14 protein-coding genes are annotated in these 12,935 nt (G+C 69.0%); 5 read left to right on the top strand and 9 right to left on the bottom strand.

Features of this window, described 5'->3' with window-relative positions:
- On the bottom strand, window positions 1-327 hold the full coding sequence (locus KME78_RS35445) for a PadR family transcriptional regulator (protein WP_219533802.1): 327 nt from the start codon (window positions 325-327) through the stop codon (window positions 1-3).
- A gap of 430 nt (window positions 328-757) precedes the next feature.
- Window positions 758-1,501: a TetR/AcrR family transcriptional regulator gene (locus KME78_RS35440; protein WP_308127255.1), complete on the bottom strand. Its 744-nt coding sequence runs from the start codon at window positions 1,499-1,501 to the stop codon at window positions 758-760.
- A gap of 85 nt (window positions 1,502-1,586) precedes the next feature.
- On the opposite strand from KME78_RS35440, the gene KME78_RS35435 reads away from it, so the two are divergent.
- From KME78_RS35435 to KME78_RS35425, 3 genes are all read left to right on the top strand, one after another.
- Window positions 1,587-3,092, top strand: coding sequence for an MDR family MFS transporter (locus KME78_RS35435; RefSeq protein WP_308127254.1), 1,506 nt, complete (start codon window positions 1,587-1,589; stop codon window positions 3,090-3,092).
- A gap of 209 nt (window positions 3,093-3,301) precedes the next feature.
- Window positions 3,302-3,889: an NADPH-dependent FMN reductase gene (locus tag KME78_RS35430; protein WP_219533799.1), complete on the top strand. Its 588-nt coding sequence runs from the start codon at window positions 3,302-3,304 to the stop codon at window positions 3,887-3,889.
- A 17-nt stretch (window positions 3,890-3,906) separates the two neighbouring features.
- Window positions 3,907-4,656, top strand: coding sequence for an SDR family oxidoreductase (locus KME78_RS35425; RefSeq protein ID WP_219533798.1), 750 nt, complete (start codon window positions 3,907-3,909; stop codon window positions 4,654-4,656).
- 28 nt (window positions 4,657-4,684) lie between these two features.
- Here KME78_RS35425 and KME78_RS35420 read toward each other — a convergent pair whose 3' ends face one another.
- The 4 genes from KME78_RS35420 to KME78_RS35405 form a co-directional block, all read right to left on the bottom strand.
- Window positions 4,685-5,731 carry a class I SAM-dependent methyltransferase gene (locus tag KME78_RS35420; RefSeq protein ID WP_219533797.1) on the bottom strand — a complete coding sequence of 349 codons (1,047 nt, stop codon included), beginning with the start codon at window positions 5,729-5,731 and terminating at the stop codon, window positions 4,685-4,687.
- 90 nt (window positions 5,732-5,821) lie between these two features.
- On the bottom strand, window positions 5,822-6,313 hold the full coding sequence (locus tag KME78_RS35415; protein ID WP_219533796.1) for a DinB family protein: 492 nt from the start codon (window positions 6,311-6,313) through the stop codon (window positions 5,822-5,824).
- 94 nt (window positions 6,314-6,407) lie between these two features.
- A complete protein-coding gene (locus tag KME78_RS35410; protein WP_219533795.1) occupies window positions 6,408-6,779 on the bottom strand; it encodes a darcynin family protein in 372 nt (123 codons plus the stop codon).
- 36 nt (window positions 6,780-6,815) lie between these two features.
- Window positions 6,816-7,709 carry an NAD(P)H-binding protein gene (locus KME78_RS35405; protein WP_219533794.1) on the bottom strand — a complete coding sequence of 298 codons (894 nt, stop codon included), beginning with the start codon at window positions 7,707-7,709 and terminating at the stop codon, window positions 6,816-6,818.
- A gap of 113 nt (window positions 7,710-7,822) precedes the next feature.
- Between KME78_RS35405 and KME78_RS35400 the strand changes: the two genes are divergently transcribed.
- Together KME78_RS35400 and KME78_RS35395 are read left to right on the top strand one after the other, a co-directional pair.
- Window positions 7,823-8,767 carry a LysR family transcriptional regulator gene (locus KME78_RS35400; protein WP_308127253.1) on the top strand — a complete coding sequence of 315 codons (945 nt, stop codon included), beginning with the start codon at window positions 7,823-7,825 and terminating at the stop codon, window positions 8,765-8,767.
- 91 nt (window positions 8,768-8,858) lie between these two features.
- Window positions 8,859-9,887, top strand: a complete 1,029-nt coding sequence (locus tag KME78_RS35395) for an alpha/beta fold hydrolase (RefSeq protein ID WP_219533792.1) — start codon at window positions 8,859-8,861, stop codon at window positions 9,885-9,887.
- Here KME78_RS35395 and KME78_RS35390 read toward each other — a convergent pair.
- The 3 genes from KME78_RS35390 to KME78_RS35380 form a co-directional block, all read right to left on the bottom strand.
- The gene (locus KME78_RS35390) at window positions 9,850-11,034 is read right to left on the bottom strand and encodes an NAD(P)/FAD-dependent oxidoreductase (RefSeq protein WP_219533791.1); all 1,185 of its coding nucleotides are present in this window, start codon (window positions 11,032-11,034) and stop codon (window positions 9,850-9,852) included. The two genes, KME78_RS35395 and KME78_RS35390, sit on opposite strands and share 38 nt — an antisense overlap.
- A gap of 81 nt (window positions 11,035-11,115) precedes the next feature.
- Window positions 11,116-12,057, bottom strand: a complete 942-nt coding sequence (gene sigJ, locus KME78_RS35385; RefSeq protein ID WP_219533790.1) for an RNA polymerase sigma factor SigJ — start codon at window positions 12,055-12,057, stop codon at window positions 11,116-11,118.
- A gap of 224 nt (window positions 12,058-12,281) precedes the next feature.
- Window positions 12,282-12,884 (bottom strand): ATP-binding protein, encoded by a 603-nt coding sequence (locus KME78_RS35380; protein ID WP_219533789.1) that lies wholly within the window; start codon window positions 12,882-12,884, stop codon window positions 12,282-12,284.
- Window positions 12,885-12,935: the final 51 nt, after the last annotated feature.

Below are 12,935 nucleotides of genomic sequence, written 5' to 3'. Positions count from 1 at the left end.
TCACGTCCCGGGCAGGAGCCGTGCGCCGAGGCGGCGTTGCGCGGTGGCGGCGAGCCGGGTCAGGCGGGCGGTCTCCTCGGTCAGGAGTTCGGCGCCCTGAGCGGTCAACTCGTAGTATCGGCGGTTCCGGCCGTCCACGACCTCTTCGCTGACCACGCGGGCGAGTCCTGCCTCGGTCAGGCGGTCGAGGGCTCCATAGAGAGTGCCCGCGCCGAGGCGTACACGCTCCTCCGACAGCTCGCGCACGGCTTTGATCACGCCATAACCGTGAAGCGGGCCTTCGGAAAGGGCCAGGAGCACGAGATAGCTCTGTTCGCGTAGTGCCATATCCGATATATATCGCTAACTGTACTATTGGTCAAAGGGGGCGTCCGCAGAACGGGCGCTTTCCCATCTCCGACCCTGAACCGATCCGTGGTGTGCCGGCTATGCCAGATCGCGCCGGAGAAGGTTTCACCGGGTGCTCCACCGGTGGGTGGCGACGGGGTGGACTGCGCGGTGGAACAGGATGGGCCTCCGGGGAGGATCGAACCGGATTTTGGCGCCACAAGACGATCTTGACGACGGTTCGGTGACGGCGGCTGTTCGGCCTGGCCGAGGGCCCCAGCGTGCGTGCTCATGCCGGTGGCTCCGCTCCCAAAGCTGATCGGCCGAGTGGATACCAGGTTGACCCGAGTGTGCGCCCGACATCTCGCCGCAAGTCGGTCGGCCCTCGCGGATTTTCCGGCGTTGCCCTGAAACGAAACTGCCTTCCTGGTCAACGGGACTGGAGCGCTGTGATGAGCGCGGCGATGGCGTCGAGGATGCGTTCGAGCCCGTGCTGGAAGCGCTCGTCGGGGACGAGGTGGGCGGTGCGGGAATCGAGCACCGATCGGCTGAACAGGGGGAAGGCGCCGGATCCGACGACTTGGCGTACGTACGGTCCGATGTAGTCGCGCTTCCAGCGCTGGGGGTCCAGGCCGGTGCGGCGGGCCTCGTCCAGCCAGCTGATCTCGCGGCGGATCGCGCTGTGGACATAGTCGTTGAGCATGCCGACGAAGCCGGTGATGTCGTCGATGTCGAGCCCGATTCCGTCGAGCGCGCCGAGCGCGAACTCGTGTACGCGCAGCAGGTTGGGGCCCAGTGTCGGCCGGCTGGTGAGCAGCGCGGTGAGCCAGGGGTGACGTAGGCTCACGGCGCGGGTCTGCCGGGCCAGTAGCGTCAGGCTGGATCGCCAGTCGCCGGACGGGCTGTCGGGGAGCTCGATCTCACTCATCGCGAGGTCGATCATGAGGTCGAACAGGTCGTCGCGCCGGGGCACGTAGCGGTAGAGCGACATGGCACCGGTGCCCAGCTCGCACGCGATCCGCCGCATGGTCGCGGCTTCGACTCCTTCCGCGTCGGCGATCTGGACGGCGGTCCGGGTGATCTGGTCGCGGCTGTAGCCGGGGCGCCGTCCCGGCCCGGAGCGTTCTTGCCGCTCAGGCTGCATCCAGATGCTGGTCGGTTCCTCGTCGGTCACCTGCGCCCTCTCCTCATTTGCGTACATGGTACCTGAATGACTATGGTCCCATTTCGGGTACGCAGTACGCGAAATGGAGGAACGTGTGGATCGATCGCTTCGTACCGGCGTGATCGGCGTGATGCTGGGCATGATCACAGCCCCGTTGGACGGCATGATGCTCGGGCCCGCGCTGCTGACGATCGTGCGGGATCTCGGCGGCCTGGAGTACTTCTCCTGGGTGGCCACGGCCTACTTGATCTGCATGTCCGCCTCGACGCCGATCTGGGGGAAATTGGGGGACCTGTATGGCCGCAAGGCGGTCTACATGGCCTCGATCGTGGTCTTCCTGTTGGGATCAGGGCTGTCCGGAGTGGCGCAGGACATGATCCAGCTCGTCGGCTTCCGGATGGTGCAGGGGCTGGGCGCGGGGGGCCTGATGACCGGCGCTCTGGCGCTGATCGGCGAGCTGGTGCCGCCCCGGCACAGCGGCAGGCTGATGGGGCTGTTCGGGACGATGATGCCGATCGCCTTCATCGCCGGGCCGTTGCTCGGTGGCCTGTTCGCCGAGCATCTGGGCTGGCGGTGGACGTTCTTCGTCAATCTCCCCATCGGGGCGGTCGCCTTGCTGCTCATCGGCGGCGCCGTACGGCTGGAGCCGCGCCGGATCAGAGCGCGGATCGACTACCTGGGGGCCCTGCTGCTGACGGTGGCGTTGGTGGCGCTGAGTCTGGTCGCCAGCTGGGGCGGCACCCAGTACGCCTGGGCTTCGGCGCCGATTCTCGCTCTGGTTCTGATCGGGCTGGTGGCGCTCGTCGCCTTGGTGTTCGCGGAGCGGCGCGCGGCCGAACCGATCGTCCCGCTGCGGCTGTTCGCCGACCGCAACTTCACCCTCGCCCAGGTCATCCGCTTCCTGGGTGGCGTCGGCATGGTGGTCGCGGCCACCTTCCTGCCCCAGTACATGCAGCTGGTGCAGAACGCCTCACCGATCGCCAGCGGGATGCTGATCCTGCCCTCGATGCTGGGCATGGTCGCCGTGCTGATCGGCACCGGCCGGCTCATCAGCCGCACCGGCCGCTACCGGATCTACCCGATCCTCGGTGGTGCCACCGTGGCCGCCGGGATGCTCGCACTGCTGTTCCTGGGGCCCGGCACCAACCTGGCACTCGCCTCGGCTTTGACCCTGATCGGCGGCATGGGCGTGGGCCTGCTGACGCAGTCGACCACGATCATCACCGTCAACAGCGCCGAGCCGCGCGACATGGGGGCGGCCAGCGGCTCGGTCACCCTCTGGCACACCATGGGCGCCTCGCTGGGCGTGGCCGCCCTCGGCGCCCTGTACACCGCCCGGCTGCAGGACACCCTCATCGACCGCCTCGGCGCGGCGACCGGCACCCACATCGCCTCCCGTCAGCTGACCCCCGACGCGCTCGCCCAGCTTCCGGCCTCCGCCCAGCAGGCGGTCCACCTCGCTGTCTCCAGCGGCATCCACGCCATGGCCCTCGGCGCGGCCGCGTTGGGCGCCCTCGCCTTCGCGCTGGCCTGGTTCATCCGCGAGGTCCCGTTGCGCGACCGGACCCCGTCGGCCGAACCCGCCACCGCGGCCGCCTGAGGCAGGACGCATGGGCTCGCCCCGGGCGCCTCCACCGAGGGACAACCGCTGCTCGCCGTCCTGGATCAGTCCTTCGGCCCGAGCGCGCCGCCCCGGCAGCACCGGCGTGCCGGTCTTCCTCATCGAAGACCTGCCTCCGCTCACCGGATCCCAAACCGAGACCACACTGCCGGCGGCCCTGCGACAGGCCGCCGCGAAAGGAGAACACCATGACCGATGACCCGCTACGGCTGGCCGTCATCGTCGGCAGCGTCCGCGACGGCCGCCTCGGCCCGACCGTGGCCACCTGGTTCGCCGGCCAGTCCACAGCGCGCCCGGACCTCGACGTCGACGTGATCGACCTGGCCGACGTGCCGATCGGGGCGGCGGCCCCGTCAATGTCCGTGCCGGAGCCGGTGCTGAAAGCCCTGGGCGAGCTGACGCCGCGGCTGGCGGCCGCGGACGCGGTCGTGGTGGTCACCCCCGAGTACAACCACAGCTACCCAGCCGCCCTGAAGAACGCCATCGACTGGCACAACCAGCAGTTCCACGCCAAGCCGGTGGCGTTCGTCTCCTACGGCGGCCTCTCCGGAGGGCTGCGCGCGGTGGAGCACCTGCGTGCCGTCTTCGCCGAGCTGCACGCCGTCACCACCCGGGACACCGTCAGCTTCCACGGCGCCTGGGAGTGCTTCGACGGCGACGGGCAGCCGAAGGACCCGGTCGGTCCCGCCACAGCCGCCAAGACCCTCCTGGACCAAGTGACGTGGTGGGCGCGGATCTTGCGCGACGCCAAAGCCACCACCCCCTACACCGCATAAAACGGAAAGGCAGGATCATGAGGAGATTGACCGGAAAGACGGCGTTGGTGACCGGCGCCAGCCGGGGCATCGGCCGCGCCATCGCCACCCGGCTGGCCCGCGAAGGCGCCCGGGTCGCGGTGCACTACGGCAGCAACCACGCGGCCGCCAAGGACACCGTCGCCACTGTCGAAGCGGCCGGCGGACAGGCATTTGCCGTCCAAGCCGAGCTGGGCACGCCTGGCGACGCCGAAGCCCTGTGGGCTGGCTTCGACGCCCACGCCGATGGGCTGGACATCCTGGTCAACAACGCCGGAATCCTCGGCGACCAGGCCGAGATCGACGGGGTCACCCGAGAGGGTTTCGAGCACCTGTTCGCGGTCAACACCACCGCCCCGTTCTTCATCACCCAGCAAGCCGTGCCACGGCTGCGCGACGGCGGGCGGATCATCACCGTGGGCACCATGCTGACCCGCGGAGCGGCCATGCCCAGGGCGATCGACTACGCCATGTCCAAGGCCGCACTCGACGTTCTCACCACCGCCCTGGCCAAGCAGCTCGGGCCACGCGGCATCACGGTCAACACCGTGGCGCCCGGCGTCATCGACACCGACATGCACCAAGGACGCCTGGTGGGCGAGGCCTTGGCCTGGCTGTCGTCGCAGACGCCCCTCGGCCGGCTGGGCACCGCGGAGGACGTGGCCGACACCGTCGCCTTCCTGGCCTCCGACGACAGCCGCTACATCACCGGACACCGCCTGGACGTCTCAGGCGGGACCACCATGTAGCCCGCACCACCACGGCGGGCCGAGACTCCTACGGCCGGATCTCGTAGACGAGGTTGAACGGGGTCTCCGCGGCCCTTCGGAACCGGGTGAAGCCCGCCTCACGACTCAGCTCGCGGATCCTCGCCTCGCCCGCCTGCGCGCCCAGCGCGTAGCCGCCCGGCTGGGACAGCGCGTTGGGCACGCAGAGGAACGTGGAGCCGCTGTAGTACAGCCGCCCCACGGGGGTGAAGTTGTCCTCCACCGCGTCGGCGGCGTACGGCTCGACCAGCAGCCACGCGCCCTCCGGAGCCAGCGCTTCCCGCACCCGCCGGGCGGCCCCCAGCGGGTCGCCCATGTCGTGCAGGCAGTCGAACATCGTCACCAGGTCGTAGCCGGTGCCGGTGAAGGTGTGCGCGCCGGCCACCTCGAAATCGACCCGGTCGGCCACCCCGGCCTCGGCGGCATGTCGGCGGGCCAGCTCGATGGACTCGGCGTGGTAGTCCGAGCCGACGACCGAGGTACGCGGGTACGACTGCGCGAGGAGGATCGAGGACGACCCGAGGCCGCAGCCGACGTCCGCGACCACGGTCCCCGCCTTCAGCTTCTCCTCGATCCCGTCCAGCGCCGGGAGCCAGCTCGACACCAGCGCGGCCACGTAGGCCGGCCGGTAGAACGCGTCGCACCCGACGAAGACGTCCTCCACGTGCTCGTGCCAGCCGAAGCCGGCGCCCGTGCGGAACGCCTCGGTGATGCGCGGCTCGGCGCGCAGCATGCCCAGCGCGATGAGGTACGCCGCCGGGATGTTCGGGCCGGCCGGGTCGGCCAGGCAGTACGCCTGCTCCTCGGAGAGCGAGAACCGGCCTGTCGCCGCGTCGTAGCCGACGTACCCCCCGGCGGCCTGCCCACGCAGCCATTCGGTGAGGTAACGCGGGTGGCACCCGGTGCGCTCGGCGAACTCCTCGGGAGTCGCGGGCCCCTTGGCGAGGGCGCGATACAGGCCGAGCCGGTGACCGATCACGACGGAGCCCGCCGCGTCGGTCGCCCCCAGGTCGCTCACGGCCCTGCCCAGGAACTCCGTCACCTTGTTCTGGTCCATCTGTGGCCTCCTCCCCGCAAGAGGACCCGACAGGGGTGAGTCTGCCCTGGTCACAGGCTTGTTACCCTGCGCAAGCCTCCTGGCCAGCGGCTACCGAGGCCCGAGCCCCGTCTTTCCATCGAGCAGTTCGCGCGCGACGTCGAGGTGTCCCGCATGGCGGGCGGTCTCCTCGATCATGTGCAGGACGATCCGTCGCAGGTCGGTGACCTCGTCTCCGAGCGGGCCTGGGTGTCGTCCCTGTGGGGGCGTCGACAGAGGGGTCGCGGCGAGGACGGCGTTGGACCGCTCGCACTGGTCGCGGTAGAACGCGAAGACCACAGACGGTGGTCGCGGTGTGATCAATGGCGTGTGGTCGTCGGGCCAGGGCAGCGGCTCGGCGGACCCGGTGGCGATCTCCTGGAACCAGTGCCGCTCGGCGTGACCGAGATGCTCCACGAGACCCAGCACCGTCCATCCCGAGGGCAGGATCGCGGTTGACAACGCTTCGACGTCGAGGCCGTCCACGATCGCGAGAACGCTGGCACGCTGCGCCTCCAGGAACATCAGCAGCGTGCTCTTCTCGTCGTCATCCACCGGGTCCACGCCCTCTCTGATCAGACGATGAAGAGCTGCCGGGAGAGCTCGTACAGGATCACTACCGGCGAGTGCCGCACGTTAGCAAACGGAACTGACATTCCTAAGACCTGGTGGTGATGGTGGCGACGGGTTCGAGGCCGTAGGTGCGGGCGTAGCCGTTCTCGGTGCCGACGAGGAGGTCGACGACCTCGAAGTAGCGGTCCCAGAACGGGGTTTCGCGCAGTGCGTCGATGAGGAGCTGGTAGGCGTGGTGGTCTTCCGCTTCCCACACCCAGACGTCGGTGACGCGCGCGGAGTAGAACTCCGTGTCGTAGAAGCGTGACCGGACGCCGCTGGTCTTCGCCTCGATCGCGGGCAGGACCTGGGTGGTGAAGGCGTCCACACGTTCCTGGACGGTCAGGGCGAGCCACTCGGGTGTGGTCTTGACGAGCATGAACGCCGTGACCGGCGGTTCGGTTTTCTCAGCGGGCATCAGGACAGCTCCTCCAAAGGTACGGGTGGTAGGCCCTCATGAGAGGACGGCGGGCTTGAGGGTCTGGGCGCACCACTGCTCGAAGCCGGTGGGGGAGGCGGTGTCCGGGGTACGGGCGACGCCGGCGTCGAGGCCCTCGTCCTTGGCTCGCTTCATGTCGACGACGCCCTGGACGAATGCCTCGTTGAGGCCGTAGCCGATGAGGGTGCTGTACAGCTCGTCGAGCGGCTGGCGTTCGTAGCGGACGGGGCGGCCGAGCTGTGCGGTCATGATGCGGGCCCGGTCGTTGGGGGACAGGTCCTCCGGACCGAGGACCGGGACACTGTCGGTGCCGGTCCACGAGCGGTCCAGCAGCAGGTCGGCAGCGGCGGCCGCGAGGTCGGCGACAGCGACGAGGGGGGCCTTGCGGTCGGCGTCGACGGTGTCGGTGAAGACGCCCTTGTCGCGGATCGAGTCGGACTCCTCCAGGAGGTTCTCGAAGAAGGACGGGCTGGCCAGGGCCCGGTAGGCAACACCCGTACCGGCGATGAGGTCGTCCATGGCGAGGGAGGCGGTGACCAGGCCGGCGCGGTCGGCGACCGGGGTACCGCGGCCGAGCGCCGAGACCCCGACGACATGGCCGACACCGTGGACGGCGAGCGCCTTCACTGCCGGGCGGGTGAAGCCGCTGTAGGCGTCGTGCGGGGCCAGGGAGGCGTCCGGGGGGACGAGCCAGAAGACGGCGTCCGCACCCTCGAAGGCCCGGTCGAGGACCTCGGCGTCCGCGTGCGAGCCGGTGATCACCCCGACACGTCCGCGCGCCGCGTCCGGAAGGCGGGCGGGGTCGCGCACGATCACGCGCAGTTCCTCCCCTGCGGTGGGGGCGGACTCCAGGAGCTTGGAGAGCAGGTGACGGCCGATGTTCCCGGTGGGAGCGGTGATAACGATCATGAAAACCTCGCAGGTCGTGCCGGATCTGTACGACCCTCATCCTGCGGAGGACAGCCGTGTTGCCACAATGGGAACTTCAGCACGCAATCATTGCCTGAAATGGAATAATGCTGGTGAACAGCCCAGAGCCGGTCATCGACGCCAATCTCGCCATTGCGCTGGACGCCCTGCTGACCGAGCACAGCGTCACCCGCGCCGCCGCCCGCCTGCACACCTCGCCCGCCGCCATGAGCCGCACCCTCGCCCGCCTCCGTCGCATCCTCCAGGACCCCCTCCTGGTCCGGGCCGGACAGGCCATGGTCCCCACGCCACGCGCCCAGTCCCTGCGCGACGAAGCCGCCGCGGTGGTACGCAGCCTCGGAGCACTGCTCAGCCCCGGCGCAGGCGTCGACCCCGCCGGCCTGCGCAGTACCTTCACCCTCCAAGCCGCCGACCTGGTCGGCGCGGCACTGGCCCCCGGACTGCTGCGACTGGCTCAACAGGAAGCGCCGGGGGTCTCCTTCCGGCTCCGGGCCGAAGAACTGGAGGCCGGAACCGCCCTCCGCGACGGCCGGATCGACCTGGAGATCGGATCCATCGACCACGTGGACCCCGAGACCCAGGTCGAAGAACTGGTCAGCCTCCGCATGATGGCGGCCGTCCGGCCAGGCCACCCCCTCACCGAAAGACCCCTGACCCCGGCCCGGCTCGCCGCCGCCCAGCACGTCGCGGTCAGTCGCCGCGGCCGGTTCACCGGCCCCCTCGACACCGCCCTGGCCGAGCAGAACCTCCACCGGCTGGTCAGCGTCGTCCTCCCCAGCCACCTGGCCGCAATGACCCTCGCCACCCGCAGCGACATCGTCTGCCTCGTACCTGCCGCACCCCCCGGCGCCGCCCCCTCACCTCTCACCGACGGCGCCACCGCCCTCGGGCTGCACCTCCTCGACATCCCCCTGGCGCTGCCACCATTGATCATCGGCATGGCCTGGCACCCCCGGCACACAGCCGACGGAGCCCACCACTGGCTCCGCGACGCCGTCCGCCGAACCCTCCGCGCACCCGGAAGCCAAACCACATGATCTGGCCGAGGCACCGGGACAGCGCCGCTGTCACATTCAGCCCAGCTACTCCGTCAATCGGCTGGATCTGCTCGAGTTGAGGGAGTCAATGATGGCATCGACACATGTACGTGAGCCTGTACGCAAGGCCAGGCCGTCTCGTCGGCGGTGGGTGCGCTGGACGCTGGGCGTCATGGCGGTCGCGCTGGCCGCGGTTCTCCTGATCGCCTACGTCTGGCAGCCGTCCGCTGATGGCAGCTATCGCTCGCAGTACCTGTCCCGTATCCACTCCATGTACGTCGAGACGCCGGTGGCGCGCTTCCACTACACCAAGACGGGCAGCGGATCGCCGGTCGTCCTGATCGCGGGCGGGGCCCAGTGGCAGTACTCCTACCGTGACACGATCCCCGTCCTGGCCAGGGAGCACACGGTCTACGCCGTGGACATGCCGAGTCAGGGTTACACGACCGTCAAGGACGACTTCGCCTACGACCTGCCGGCCATGTCCGATGCGCTGGGCTCGTTCCTCGACGCCGTGGGGCTGCGTACCACCTCCCTGGTCGGCCACTCCTGGGGCGGCGCCTGGACGTTGTACTTCGCCGAACGCCATCCCTCTCGCGTCGACAGGCTGGTTCTCCTGGACGCGCCCGGGCTGGCCAAGGAACCCGCCTCACAGACGGAGTTGTTCGCCCTTCCCGTCGTCGGTGAGCTGGCCGTCAAGCTGATGGGCCGCTCCGACTTCGAGAAGAGCCTGCGCACCGCCTTCGCCGACCAGGACCGGGTCACCGGCGAGGTGGTGGATGAGACCTGGCACTGGATGTCCAGGTCCGAAAAGCGGGCGGCCTTCGTGAAGCTGGTCCGCAGCCAGGACTTCACGGTTACCGATGCCGCGCTGGGCAGGGTCCGGGCCGAGACGCTGATCGTCTGGGGCGAAGCCGATGAGTGGCTGCCTGCCTCCTATGCCGCCGAGTACGGCAAACGCCTCCAGAACGCCACAGTCAAGATCATCCCAGGGGCCGGCCACAACGTCCACGAGGACAACCCCGAGACGGTCAACCCGCTACTGCGAACCTTCCTCACCGGTGCCCCCGGCGCCACAAGCTTCATACAGTCTCCTGCTTCAGCGTCTGCTGGCGCGTAACGCGGTGGTGCCGGGTCGGCATCCCCAGTGTCGGGTTGGCGACGCTCCATGCGGCGCTCTTGCAGATCAGTTCCTTGTAGGCGGCGGCCAGCCGGCCGCGCAGGACCATCGGCTTGGCGCGGTCGTCGGCTGTGACGTACTGGATCAGGCCCTCCTTGCGGCCCAGTGAGATGCACTGGTTGAAGTAGCCGATCGTCTTGTCCGGGACCTTCCGGCCGGTCAGACGCGCCGCGATGACGTCGGCGGCCAGCCAGGCGGTGGGGATTCCCGAGGCGCACGACATCCGTAGCGGCTTGTCTCCGGCGCCCATCGCCATGGCCGCGTCGCCGACGGCGTACACATCGGGGTGGGAAACCGAGCGCATGGTCCGGTCGACCACGATCTGGCCGGTGCCGGAGACCTCCAGGAAGGTGGCCTTCGCGAGCGGATGGATCGCGAAACCGGCCGTCCATACGGTGACCGCGGCGGGGATGATCCGGCCGTCGGCGGTGGTGACGTGGTCGGCTTCGACCGCGGTGATGGCGGTGTGCTCGTACGCGGTGATGCCGAGCTTGCCGAAGACCTTCCGTACATGCTCGCGGCCCTTGGGGGAGAGCCGGTCGCCGAGGCCGCCGCCGGCGGCGAGGGCGACGTCGAGGTCCGGGCGGGCCTCGGCGATCTCGGTCGAGGCCTCCAGGCCGGTGAGCCCGCCGCCGACCACCACCACGGTCTGCCCGGCATCGAGGCTCGCCAGGCGCTCGCGTAGTCCGAGTGCTCCGGTACGGCCGGCGATCTGGTAGGCGTGCTCGGCGGTCCCGGGTACGGCTTGGCTGTTCCAGCCGCTGCCGAGGGCGTACACGAGGGTGTCGTACTTCAGCTCTTCCGCACCGTTCGCGCCGGTGATGGCGACGGTCTTGCGGTCGACGTCGACGCCGGTGACCTTCGCGAGCCTCAGTTCGACGCCGGTGCCGGCGTAGATCTCGCTGAGCGGCCGGGGTCTGAGGTCCTGGCCGGTCGCCAGTTGGTGGTTGCGGACGCGTTCGACGAAGTCGGGCTCGGCGTTGACGAGGGTGATGGCGACGTCCTCGCGGCGCAGCCGCTTGGCGAGGCGGCCGGCGGCGCTGGCGCCGGTGTATCCGGCTCCGAGAACGATGATGCGGTGCTGCATTGCGGGCTCCTGTCCGGTTCGGATTCGTCACTTGAACCGGATGGCCCGCCGTTTCCTGACAGGAGCGCGATGTGAGACACGTCACATCACGAGCAGTGGCTCCCCATGGCTTGCCGCCGCCCATTGCTCGGTCGCGCGTTCGAGCTTGTCAGGGTTTGCCTGGGTACGGCAGGCGGTGATGCCCTCGGCGGTGACCTCCAGGCACATGATGGCGACGACCCGGCCCTCCACCACGGCCACCACGGCGGGTTCGCCATTGGCGGTCCAGGCGTATATCTCGGGTGAGCCGCCGACGATGGCGCGCTTGGCCTCGGCGGGCTTGAACATGCCCCACATGAACTTCGCGACCGCGACGGCTCCCTCGAACGCCTTGGTGCGTGCCGGAATCTTCCCTCCGCCGTCGCCGATGGAGACGGCGTCCTTGGTGAGCAGGCGTACGAGCTCGTCGGTCTGGCCACTGGTGGCGGCAGCGAGGAACTCCTCGACGATCCGCCGCGCGGCGGCATCGTCGATCGCGGCGCGGGCTTTGCCGTACGCGACATGCTTCTTGGCGCGGTGAAAGATCTGCTGGCTGGCCGCCTCGGTGATGGCGAGGATCTCGGCGATCTCCCGGTGCGGGTAGCCGAACGCCTCCCGCAGCACGTACACGGCCCGTTCGTTGGGGGACAGGCGCTCCATGAGGGTGAGGACCGCGTACGAGACCGATTCGCGCTGCTCGGCGGTGTCGGCCGGGCCGAGCATCGGGTCCCCGGCGAGCAGCGGCTCGGGAAGCCATTGGCCCACGTAGGTCTCGCGGCGCGCCCGCGCGGAGGTGAGCTGGTTGAGGCACAGGTTGGTGAGGACCTTCGTCAGCCAAGCCTCGGGGACCTCGACGCGGTCGACGTCGGTGGCCTGCCAGCGCAGGAACGTCTCCTGTACGACGTCCTCCGCCTCGTCCGCGGAGCCGAGGAGACGGTAGGCGATGGCCGCCAGACGGGGCCTCGACAGCTCGAACCGGTCGACGTCATCCACCGTCAGAGGCATGACCCGATCCTAACGACTGTCTCTTGCCTGACTGCGCCGCAGCCGTGCAGCGCACCCTGGCGGAGGCATTCCCCGAGCGATTCCTGCTTGGCCTCGGCGTCAGCCACCCCGCCCTGGTCATCGACGTGCGAGGCCCGAGCCGGCCCGCGCCCACGCGGCCGCCGCCCTGCCAACCGGCTCACGATGCATGTGCTCACGGCCACACCAGATGAGCCGCCGCTGCGTCAATGGCAGGAACTCGCCGCACAGTTGCTGTGAGTTGCCGCTTTCAGGCCATCTATGTCGGTGGCTGAATTCCCTACCGTCTGGAAGTTCACGTCGGCCCACACGACGCGGTGCTCGGCTTCGGTGACAAATGTCCCCCAGCATCCGTTGGACAGATCGGCGACAATGCGAATACCGCGCCCCGATTCGGCCTCGGAAGTGGGCTCGGTCATATGCGGCTCCGCGTCAAATGCGCCGGGATCCGTTACCTCGACGCGAAAGAAGCCGTCCCCGCGCGCCACGCTCACCGTGACCCAGTCGCGGTGTGGGCCGTCTTCCACGTGTTCGCAGGCGTTCGCGACCAGCTCAGAGACCACCTGTTGCACATCGGGCAGCGTCGGCTGGTCGTCCGCGAGCCACCAGGCGACAGCCGCGCGCGCCTGTTTCGGCGCCATGCGGCTGCGGCGCAGCCTGGTGGCTCCGATAAGACTTACGTCTTCTGTTTGGCTTGGCATGGAAATCACCTGACCTGTCCGAATTTCTGTGCCGTTATAACATGCGATATCGAGAATTCGTGTGTCGCGCGGGGAATTGTTGGCCCGAAACACTGGTAAGCGTGCCATCCAACGGGTAATTTCTGAGGAAACCCCAAGGGCTCGTGCCACACGGATATG

Source organism: Nonomuraea guangzhouensis (assembly GCF_019396345.1).
GTDB classification, from domain to species: domain Bacteria; phylum Actinomycetota; class Actinomycetes; order Streptosporangiales; family Streptosporangiaceae; genus Nonomuraea; species Nonomuraea guangzhouensis.
Note: the sequence above shows the minus strand (reverse complement) of the source record. Positions and strands in the feature narration are given on the sequence as shown.

Bases quoted from the DNA above. Each gene is read 5' to 3' on its own strand.
- KME78_RS35420 (WP_219533797.1), bottom strand. From the start codon at position 5,731: ATGGACCAGAACAAGGTGACGGAGTTCCTGGGCAGGGCCGTGAGCGAC.
- KME78_RS35445 (WP_219533802.1), bottom strand. From the start codon at position 327: ATGGCACTACGCGAACAGAGCTATCTCGTGCTCCTGGCCCTTTCCGAA.
- KME78_RS35410 (WP_219533795.1), bottom strand. From the start codon at position 6,779: ATGCCCGCTGAGAAAACCGAACCGCCGGTCACGGCGTTCATGCTCGTC.
- KME78_RS35380 (WP_219533789.1), bottom strand. From the start codon at position 12,884: ATGGCACGCTTACCAGTGTTTCGGGCCAACAATTCCCCGCGCGACACA.
- sigJ (WP_219533790.1), bottom strand. From the start codon at position 12,057: ATGCCTCTGACGGTGGATGACGTCGACCGGTTCGAGCTGTCGAGGCCC.
- KME78_RS35430 (WP_219533799.1), top strand. From the start codon at position 3,302: ATGACCGATGACCCGCTACGGCTGGCCGTCATCGTCGGCAGCGTCCGC.
- KME78_RS35390 (WP_219533791.1), bottom strand. From the start codon at position 11,034: ATGCAGCACCGCATCATCGTTCTCGGAGCCGGATACACCGGCGCCAGC.
- KME78_RS35405 (WP_219533794.1), bottom strand. From the start codon at position 7,709: ATGATCGTTATCACCGCTCCCACCGGGAACATCGGCCGTCACCTGCTC.
- KME78_RS35425 (WP_219533798.1), top strand. From the start codon at position 3,907: ATGAGGAGATTGACCGGAAAGACGGCGTTGGTGACCGGCGCCAGCCGG.
- KME78_RS35395 (WP_219533792.1), top strand. From the start codon at position 8,859: ATGGCATCGACACATGTACGTGAGCCTGTACGCAAGGCCAGGCCGTCT.